Below are 9,007 nucleotides of genomic sequence, written 5' to 3' on the forward strand. Positions count from 1 at the left end.
ATACTTTCGTTCCGATAGAGATAAAATCAGGCCAGACTGTGACCAAAGATTACTTTACAGGACTAATAAAGTGGTTGGCAATTGCTGGTGCGGCAGCAGAATCACCCTATGTTATATATGGCGGCAGCGAAAGCCAAAAACGTTCAGGGATTGAAGTTTTGCCCTGGGAAGATATCGTTAAGCTATCTGAGATATGTTGACTATACAGTTGTACTACAGCATATAAAATCGTCACCTTCCAAAACGTGTCCTCCTGAATCCTGTGCTGAACTCGTTTCAGTATCGTTTCGGGATCTCCTGACTACGCCACGTTTGCGATCCTGAAATAATGCTGAAACGAGTTCAGCACAAGGGGGAAACAGGATTCCCCCCTTTAGAAAAGAGGGGTGAGGGGGGATTAAAAGGTCATTTTAGCATGAAACCACCTGATTTACTTGCCCCGGCAGGGGATCTTGAAAAACTTAAGACTGCCATTCATTATGGATAAGACATCTGAATCTTCTTTCTTCCAAACACTGCCAGTCCCAGCAGCCCTGAGCCGAGCAACATGAAGGTACCGGGTTCAGGAACGGCCGTATTACTCAGCCTTACATTATCAAAGTGGGATCGCTTGCCGCCCGTATGAAGACGAATCTCCAATGGTCCTCCGCTTTCATAAGCCAGATAGGTCAGGCCCACATCTTTATCCCAGGCACCCTCCGTACCTGTTCCCGCGTACGAATTGAGTAAAGTTCCCCCTGCCAGCAATTCAATAATATAGTCAAATGACGTACAAGAAGGGCAAGAAGCTGTCGTCTGATATCCTGCATCCACAGTAAGTGTGTACAGATGACCGGCTGTCATATTATATGGAAGAACCTGGAATATATAACCAGAGTTAACCCATGCCACATTGCCATTCTCGTAGTCTGCATCAAAGAGATTAGATGACGGATTCCGTATTCCATATATTTCTGTACCACCCCACCCATCTATATTCAGGGCAGCTCCTCCATCCAACAGTTCTACGTCTTCGAAGTCTGGATTCGAGATTGTTAGTAATGTAGCCAGTGACCGGTCAACACTCCCAGCCATAAAGGCAATCGCAACTGCAATAGTAAGCCAATATTTTCTACCTGATTTAAACATCTCTTTCACCTCCTTTCTTTTAGATTTTTCCGGCAGGCTATTACTGAATAGGAAAAGCAACCTCTTTGCCATTCCGGAACTCATTGATTTTAAAAGATATATTTATGACAGGCTTCTCAGTAATGCATTAGAACAGGTGCATTGGAGAGTGCAAATGGTGCGATTTTTGTGCAGGGTATTGAGTTGCGCTAAATCCTCTATTGACAGCAAAATCTCATCCTGCTAACTTATCTTCAGAATAGCAATCATCTATTGCAGAGATTCATGATCAAGTGTTGGAATAATAAGCATTAAAGGAGGCTGCAAACATGCTGACAGCAAAACAAGAAGTTACCGGACTTCTCAAGCGTTTACCAGAAGACTGTTCTCTGGAAGACATCCAGTATCATCTTTATGTCCTTCAGAAGATTGAGCGAGGGATGAAGGATGTGGCTGAAGGGCGGGTATATACTCAAGCAGAAGTCGAAAAGAAGATGTCAAAATGGCTCGAAAAGTAATCTGGACTTACGAAGCGACCACATAGGAATAATGAAAACGCCCACAGGTTGATACCCTGCAGGCGTTATTTGCTGCCAAACATATTGAAATCAGGGTTTAAGACATCTAAGCCTTAAACTTTTTCTTGCTAAACAATGCTACTCCCACCAGACCTGAGCCGAGAAGCACTAATGTAGCAGGTTCGGGAACGGCAGTATTGTTGTTCGGATAACAAGGTTCACCCGGAGAACAATTCGTCAGTGATACATTATCAAAGTGGGTTCGCTTGCCATCGGTGCTAAGACGAATCTGCAATGGGCCTCCATTAGAAGCAGTTGAATAGGTCAGGCTCGCTGTATCCCACTCACCTGCTGTACCTGTTCCCGAGTAAGAGTTGAGTAAACTCCCCCCTGCCAGCAATTCAATCTTGTAGCCGAATGATGTACACGTAACGCAGTTTTTCTGATATCCTACATCCACAGAAAGAGTGTACAGATGATTGGCCGTCAAATTATTGGAAAGAATCTGGGAGATAGAACCAGAGTTAAGAAATGCGACGTTGCCATCAGGCTCTGTATTAAAGGCTACAGATGTTGGATCCCATACTCCCCATACTCCTGTTCCACTCCACCCTGTTGTTCCATCTGTGAAATTCTCGAAAGTCAGTTGTGTTGCCGATGATCTTTCAACACTCACAGCCATCAGGGCAATCGCTACTACGATCATAAGCCAATATTTTCTACTAATTTTAAACATTCTATTCACCTCCTTTCCTTCTTTTATTATAGTATGTGTCTTGTCTGTAACTATACGCATGTATAGTTTAAAGTAAGCAAATCACATGCCATAGACATAACTCATTGATTTTCAAAGAAATTCTTTTTGCACCCTGAAGTCACTGTTAAATTTTCCGTCACCTTTCGCTAACCTTATTGGCCGCATGAAGGCTATATACTATTAATAACTTTAATGAATTCAAATAGATAGGTGCATCCTCTCTCATTTGGCTTGTTCATGAGGGACTGTTAATTTTTTCGTCACCATAGACATGGACCTTTCTATTTGATAAATTTATAAACAGGCGTCATCCCCATGAAAAATTTCCCCGGAGGGCTATTAGAGGGTGCGGGGATGACGGCAATATACCCTGCATTTCTTTTACAGGGTATTCCTGCTTGGGTATGCAGATCAAAAACCTGATCCAGTACCGCACAAAGTTCCAGCACCTGCGCCAGTTACACAAGAAGACGACGCAGCCGAACCAGCGACACATCCCGCCCCAGAAACCTTTTTAATAGAATCAAGAGATATGAGTTTTGGTATTGAGTAAATCATTTAATCCTCCTTTGTTTTTCGCTAACATAATGTTAGCTACAATCTGCGATCTTAAATTTTTGTGAATCAGTTGGTCTTAATCTGGTCTCAGGAAAAAGTCCCAACTTCCTGGCCTCATCACAATACCAGAAGGGAGCCCAAAGTTTCTTACCGGTATAATAATTCTGTGCTATGCAGCTTCCAATGCAGATTCCTTTCATCAGGCACTCTCCACAAACGCCCTCAAGCCTGTCAGGCATGCCTTCACGAAGCACATTAATAACAGAACTATCGTTCCAGACATCTTCCAGTAATTCCGTAAATGCACTGCCATAAATCAACTCAGGTATTGCCTCACCTATACCGCACATTGCATAGGTGCCGTCCGGTAAGACACCCAGTATGTTGAGGATATGGCACGTACCACAGTTGTTCTCATCACCAAACATATTTCCCAGGGGTTTAAATGCATGTGGATGGTGATAGACAAGGCGAAGCATTGTAGTCTTTGAAAGCCTCTTTTCTACTGTCTCACCCAACTCTATAAGTTCTTCTATGCCCAGGGTCTCACCGCTCCTGTGCAACTTTTCCCCCCTTTCCGTGGGCTGGACTATATTAAATTTTACTGAACCGGCGCCCAGGGATTCCGCCAGTTGTATTATTGATTCGACTTCATCTTTGTTTCGCCTCATGACCGTCATAATAATCTGTGGTTTTAATCCCGCTTTAACGAGGGTTTTTATGCCAGTCAGGGTTTTCTCAAAACTTCCGGGGACACCGCGTATCCATTCATGAACATCAGGAGTTGCCCCGTCAAGGCTTACCGAGACAAAGGGGCTTTTGCAGTCTGTGATTTTATCTGCAATTTCAGGCGTGCACCGCATACCATTGGTCTCGATAACAAGACGAAGGTCTTCCGAACGGACGATATCCAGGATCTTGTCAATATGAGGATGCAGCATGGGCTCGCCGCCGGTTAATTTAACCCCGGTCAGGCCCATATCTTTTGCCTGGGTGATGATATGTTGAAAAAGCTTAAGGTCAAGAGATGGATAGAGGCCTTCTACAGCCTGGTACTTCGGGTTTATCCAGCAGTGCCGGCACTGGAGATCACACCCTTCAGTGAGATAGAAATATATTTGATTCAGAGGATATTTATTCATATTAATAACCTTATTAACCCATCCCCACCCTGTCCCTCCCCTTGAAGGGGAGGGTATTTTCCCTCTCCCTCAGGGAGAGGGTAGGGGTGAGGGTGGGGTTTTTCTTTTGCTTTGGGATTGGCTCGCTCATGATGGGTTCAATAGATATCGTATTTAGCGTCTCTTCTATTTCCTCCCAGAATCTGCCATTAAGACTTTGGCGCAGGGTAAAGGAAGGAATCGTCTTTGCCATCCCGCAGGCATTGTGAAACTGCAATGTCGCCAGGGGCCTTTTTATATCATCATCCAGTTTTCTCCAGAACTTTCTTGATACTTCAGTGGCAGATTGATTTATAGATACAGCCGCCATCCCATCGCCTAAGGGAATAACTTCGTCGCTCTCTGCCTGTTCAAGGAAAAAGATCGCACTAACCGGCACTGAATACTGTACATCCCAAGATTTACCACATGATTTATCCGGGGATTTCCATAGGTACTCACTCCAGGTCGGGAAGGGATGAGCCCGGTATCCGTTCTTTGGATCATATACGACAAGCGCCTCGTCATCTCCCAGTGGATTCCAGTAATCCGGCAAACGGCGGCAGCTCGTGGATTTTCCGGTACTGCCAGGAGCCGCCAGAATCACTCCTTTTCCATCCAGCTCAAGCAACGCCGCATGGAAAGGGAGGCCACCGCCATCCTGCACCCGCTGATAGATTGGGTGGAGTGAGTTCCACATGTTTACAATCCCGATGTCAGGAGAACCATCATCGTCAATTTCGCAGATCACATCAGAATTTGTGCGGTTCATCCATGTACGGACACTCTTATTATCATAGACGAACCAGTCCTTTGTATCTCTATAATAATATTCTATAGCGGCATGAAAGCCCCCCATTTTACAGAAGATGATTTTATCCAGATTGTCCTTACTTGCCGGTTCAAGCCTCATGATGTTTGCCAGATCATCTAACCATTTGCCAACACCATTAATCGCCTTGATATTCCATCCAAGCCCATTACCAAGCTTTAGATGATAACCATTTTCTTCACAAATCATACGGCAATCTCCCGCCAGCCTCAAGGAATCTCTTCAGGCACGCATCCGGGCTCGGGTGATTATCTGATTCTAAAAGTGTATACGCAATTGCAGGACAGTTCCCGGTGCAGTACGAAATATAGTCACAACCCTTACAGAAGTCATATTTGTCAAGAGGTATCTCCACCCTATTCCTTAATCTTATAAGTTCAGGGTGGTTCTGCCAGACATCAGTCAAGTTGTCTCTGTTTATCCTCCCAAGTTCTATATGGCTCATCTGACTGCAGGGCACCATGACACCATCTGCCCTTACTGCCATCTTATTCATAAAACCACCACATGCCCTTAAAAAACCACCTTTCGACAACTGCTCCCTGCCTTCTTTTCTTGCCTCTTCCATCTTTCTCCATCGTACCGCTTCTGCCAACGGGCCTGCCGCACCTCCTATGCGCCCATTGTACTGTTGATTCAACCTCAGCAGGGTCTCCATCGCTGTTTGTCTATCCTCAACCGAAAGCTCCATCTCTTCTGAATTCTTTTTGCAGAGTCCCATTAAAGACGCTGAGTTTGTTGAGAATGACGACAACCCTATCTCATCAAGTAACAGTTTTGCAATCTCTTCAAGATCCCCCACATTATACCTGTTTATTGTGACGCGTACTGTTACCGGTATTGAATATTTCCGGAGGATTTCAATTCCCATTATTGCATTCTTGAAGTTTCCTTTTCCCCGTGACAGGTCATGTGTCTCAGGGCTCCCGCCGTCTATTGAGACCTGAATGCTGTCACAGCGTCTTGTTGAGGCTATATGTAAGGCTATCTCATCTGTAATCAGGGTGCCGTTGCTTAAGATCTTAAATCTCATCTTATTCGAAACTATTCCATTAATGATGTCCTTTAAATCATCTCTGAAAAATGGCTCTCCGCCTGCAAGACAAACATCTATGACAGCGCAACTTCCCAACTCCTCAAAAAAGCTGAGCCATTCTCCTGTTGTTAAATCCTTATCAACATCACCTGGTCCTGTAAAGTGATAGCAGTACTTACACCTCAGGTTGCATTGATTCGTAATATCAATGTCCACTGACCTCGGAGTCCTCATTAAATTAAAGGGGATAGACTCTGAAGCAAGTTCAGGGTGACAAACTGGTTCCAAATTATTTCCGCTCAACATAACTTAAAAAGAATATGCGAAATAGACGTAATTTGCAAGGGGAAAATCATTTCAAAATCATATTGTTAAGATAAAATATCGTCTAAGGAAAATTCAGGGAAATATTTCTCCATTAAGTCTGAGCAATGTTCACTGAACTTTTCCTTTAAAAAATCACGATCAAGATTGCGCAGGATATTTACAGTATATTTCGCCTTATTGAGATGTGACCGTTCCTTTATCAGGGTGTCTGGCGATACACCGATAAAATCCGCGATATCGTTAATTTTCTGTGAGAGTTCGTGAGTCCGTATTAACATACACCGCCCGGGTGGGAGTTTTTCAAGCATGACTCGATAGGATGATGCCCAGAATGAAAGAGGAACGTCTATATATTTGTGGAAATTGTTTACAAGCTCGTTCTTAGCCTCCATTGACCCCCGTGGTATATCAAATGGCATGCCGTTTGGAAGCTCCCTGCTTTGCATAGCCTCACGCTCCGGGACTACGAAATAGTTTACAAAGGAATTCACCCAGGAATAGCAATCCCTTATAAGACAAATAAATTTCGCATCCGGAAATTCTTCCTGAAGGATATCAATATAATGCCGGTTAAAATGGGCAGAATCCATTTCAAGGAGACCGCCGAGCATCTCCCGTTCTTTTAAAAACCCAGAGAACCGCTCGCGTGAAATATCGCCATGTCTGTGCCTGATAATCATTTGATGCGTTTCCCACTGATGAAATTCGTGGGATGAACGGTAGTTGCCAAATAGGCCGGCAAGGGAAACGGTTCCAGATTTTGGAAGACCTACGCCATAAACATGAAACCTCCTTGGGTATTTATTAAGGCGCATCAAACCGGCGAAATCAACACCACTCTTTAACTTTAAGTTATCTGCTATCTTAAGCAGTCTTTGCACATCAAGCTGCTTCACCTCTCCTCGCTCAATGCGGCCAAGCTCATCAAGAGAAACACCAGACTTCGTTGCCAGTTCCTCCAGTGATATTTCATTTTTCATCCGTAATTCCTGGATACGCACGCCAAGCATTTCTAACTCCTGATTATTTACCCGGTCAAACCGGAGCCAAAATAGATTTTACCACGAATGTGACATTTTGAAATAGTAACATCACCGAGCAAAAAATAGTTGAAAAAATTTTTTAATGTATTGTATATTTTTTTGTGTCAACTTATAATTAGCGAAGCGACACTTTGTCAACAAGTAACAAAACCATGAAAACCGAATTAGAAGAACTGAATAACTACACAGGCCCAAGCATGACTCCTACTTTCAAGGCAGGTGATGGATTGGTAGTGGTGCCCTATAAGGATAAGAAGATACGTCCCGGGGATGTAATAATTTTCAAGCCTAAGGACAAGCCACGCAATGTAGTTCACCGGGTAATCAAGGTTGGCAGGGATGGTGTAAGCACAAGAGGTGACAACAATAACAAGGTTGACCCATGGCTACTCACTCCTGATGATATCACCGGGCGTGTGGTATCTGTTAAAAGAAAAAACAGGGTATTCCATGTATCCGGGGGATTAAGGGGCAGGGTTTATGGCTTACTTATACTACGATACAACATGTTAATCAGAAAAGTGTCGGGGGTTCTCCATTCAACCTACCACTTTGTGTCAAACACAGGGATATTCAGGAAGATACTGCCTCTGTCAAATACGCAGATTATTTCTTTTAAGCGTCAAAATGGAGCCGAGCTTCAATTATTAATGGGCAGGAGGATTATCGCAAGACGATTACCTGGATCTGAGCAATGGCAGATAAAGAGACCTTTTAGACTATTTATAGATGAAAAGAAATTGCCCCAGAGATAATTCAACCTCAAACAACGCGAAGAGCAAAAAAGAAGGGAGGGTATATGCAGACAGAAGAAAGCAGACCGATAGCCAATCAAACGATAGTACTGAGAGAGGAGTTTGACGACTGGGCAGTGCTGTTTGACCCGGACACAAGCAAGGCCTATGGTCTAAGCCCGGTAAGCGTCTTTATATGGAAGCGCCTTGACGGCAAAAATACAATAGCAGATATTGTCAGGGAGCTGGGCAAGGAGTGCAAAGATGTGCCGGACGACGCTATAACTCATGTCAGCAATTTTGTGGAAGAGCTTGTTGAAAAGGGCTATGCAGGGTACGAGGCGTAAATGCAAATATGGCCGCTTAACGTAATTCTTACTGCGAGATAAGAGTATAAAGAGAACCGTCCCCTTTATTTCCCCCAACAGGATGTTTATACAGTGGAAAAGGGGACCAGTGCCAGATTACAAAGCCTTGCAATATCCTTGAAGTGGGCATCTAAAGAAAAGAGGCGTAGTTGCTCCTCCTGGGCGGTTATCGCAAGTACCATATCAACCACACTAAATGTCTTGCCCTTCCTCGCAGCCTTCTGACTGGTCAGGCCTGCCAGGTGATAGTGCTTGCGGGTTATCTCAACATAGGTAATGGCCTCAAAGAGCTGGCCAAGGACTTCAATCTCTTTCTGTGTCTTTGCACCCTGATAAAGTTCGACTGCAATCGGGCCTGCATAACACGCCCGGCCGAGTTTGAGATACTCCTGAAGCCTTGTTGAAATTGGAGACCCTTTTTCCCTAAAGAACTCAATCCAAATGGATGTGTCTATGAGAACATTACCTGACATGACGTGTCTGCTCCCATGTATCTTCAAACTGAAGTGTGCCCTCAAACCCCAGAATCTTTTCAATCTTCTTCAAGCGGATATATTCCTGGAGGGC

At 44.1% G+C, this 9,007-nt stretch carries 11 protein-coding genes; 4 read left to right on the plus strand and 7 right to left on the minus strand.

Annotation, left to right across the window (positions count from 1 at the left end):
- Positions 1 to 38 precede the first annotated feature (38 nt).
- Positions 39 to 200, plus strand: coding sequence for a hypothetical protein (locus IT392_06805; GenBank protein ID MCC6544199.1), 162 nt, complete (start codon positions 39 to 41; stop codon positions 198 to 200).
- Between the two features lie 277 nt (positions 201 to 477).
- Here IT392_06805 and IT392_06810 read toward each other — a convergent pair whose 3' ends face one another.
- Positions 478 to 1,200, minus strand: coding sequence for a PEP-CTERM sorting domain-containing protein (locus tag IT392_06810; GenBank protein MCC6544200.1), 723 nt, complete (start codon positions 1,198 to 1,200; stop codon positions 478 to 480).
- Positions 1,201 to 1,436: 236 nt separating this feature from the next.
- Between IT392_06810 and IT392_06815 the strand changes: the two genes are divergently transcribed.
- Entirely contained in the window at positions 1,437 to 1,625 is a 189-nt protein-coding gene (locus IT392_06815) for a hypothetical protein (GenBank protein ID MCC6544201.1), read from the plus strand.
- Between the two features lie 106 nt (positions 1,626 to 1,731).
- Here IT392_06815 and IT392_06820 read toward each other — a convergent pair whose 3' ends face one another.
- The 5 genes from IT392_06820 to IT392_06840 form a co-directional block, all read right to left on the minus strand.
- On the minus strand, positions 1,732 to 2,361 hold the full coding sequence (locus IT392_06820; protein ID MCC6544202.1) for a PEP-CTERM sorting domain-containing protein: 630 nt from the start codon (positions 2,359 to 2,361) through the stop codon (positions 1,732 to 1,734).
- Positions 2,362 to 2,972: 611 nt separating this feature from the next.
- Entirely contained in the window at positions 2,973 to 4,082 is a 1,110-nt protein-coding gene (gene scmF / locus IT392_06825) for a SynChlorMet cassette radical SAM/SPASM protein ScmF (GenBank protein MCC6544203.1), read from the minus strand.
- Positions 4,083 to 4,095: 13 nt separating this feature from the next.
- Positions 4,096 to 5,121 (minus strand): SynChlorMet cassette protein ScmC, encoded by a 1,026-nt coding sequence (scmC, locus tag IT392_06830; GenBank protein MCC6544204.1) that lies wholly within the window; start codon positions 5,119 to 5,121, stop codon positions 4,096 to 4,098.
- Positions 5,111 to 6,202: a SynChlorMet cassette radical SAM/SPASM protein ScmE gene (scmE, locus tag IT392_06835; GenBank protein MCC6544205.1), complete on the minus strand. Its 1,092-nt coding sequence runs from the start codon at positions 6,200 to 6,202 to the stop codon at positions 5,111 to 5,113. Before scmE ends, scmC begins: the two co-directional genes overlap by 11 nt.
- A gap of 137 nt (positions 6,203 to 6,339) precedes the next feature.
- Positions 6,340 to 7,275, minus strand: coding sequence for a helix-turn-helix domain-containing protein (locus tag IT392_06840; protein MCC6544206.1), 936 nt, complete (start codon positions 7,273 to 7,275; stop codon positions 6,340 to 6,342).
- A 215-nt stretch (positions 7,276 to 7,490) separates the two neighbouring features.
- On the opposite strand from IT392_06840, the gene IT392_06845 reads away from it, so the two are divergent.
- The gene (locus tag IT392_06845; protein MCC6544207.1) at positions 7,491 to 8,093 is read left to right on the plus strand and encodes a signal peptidase I; all 603 of its coding nucleotides are present in this window, start codon (positions 7,491 to 7,493) and stop codon (positions 8,091 to 8,093) included.
- 44 nt (positions 8,094 to 8,137) lie between these two features.
- Positions 8,138 to 8,419, plus strand: coding sequence for a SynChlorMet cassette protein ScmD (gene scmD / locus IT392_06850; protein ID MCC6544208.1), 282 nt, complete (start codon positions 8,138 to 8,140; stop codon positions 8,417 to 8,419).
- Between the two features lie 86 nt (positions 8,420 to 8,505).
- On the opposite strand, the gene IT392_06855 is transcribed toward scmD, so the two are convergent.
- Entirely contained in the window at positions 8,506 to 8,913 is a 408-nt protein-coding gene (locus tag IT392_06855; GenBank protein MCC6544209.1) for a PIN domain-containing protein, read from the minus strand.
- Positions 8,914 to 9,007: the final 94 nt, after the last annotated feature.

It is taken from the genome of Nitrospirota bacterium (assembly GCA_020846775.1).
Lineage (GTDB): Bacteria > Nitrospirota > 9FT-COMBO-42-15 > HDB-SIOI813 > HDB-SIOI813 > RBG-16-43-11.